The organism is Salmonella sp. SAL4457 (genome assembly GCF_046548235.1).
Lineage (GTDB): Bacteria > Pseudomonadota > Gammaproteobacteria > Enterobacterales > Enterobacteriaceae > Salmonella > Salmonella enterica.
Genome location: NZ_JBGDZO010001295.1, coordinates 1 through 237, shown reverse-complemented (window position 1 = coordinate 237; position 237 = coordinate 1). Strand labels below are relative to the sequence as shown.

Annotated in this window: 1 protein-coding gene; it reads left to right on the top strand. The window is 72.2% G+C overall.

Features of this window, described 5'->3' with window-relative positions; genetic code table 11:
- Positions 1–237 (top strand): cytochrome D1 domain-containing protein (locus ACLJNW_RS28380; protein ID WP_410961998.1); only part of this gene is annotated, 237 nt, incomplete at both ends.

Sequence of the window (237 nt, the reverse complement as noted above, 5' to 3'; positions counted from 1 at the left end):
ACCTGAAGGTGGTCGCCGAGGTCCGCGCCGGCCTCAACACGCGCAACCTGGCGGTCAGCGACGACGGGCGCTGGGTCCTGGTGGGCAACTACCTGCCCGGCAACCTGGTGCTGCTGGACGCCCGCGACCTGTCCCTGGTGCAGGTCATCCCGGCGGCCGACGCCCAGGGCCAGGCCTCGCGGGTCAGCGCGGTATACACGGCACCGCCGCGACACAGCTTCGTGGTCGCCCTGAAGG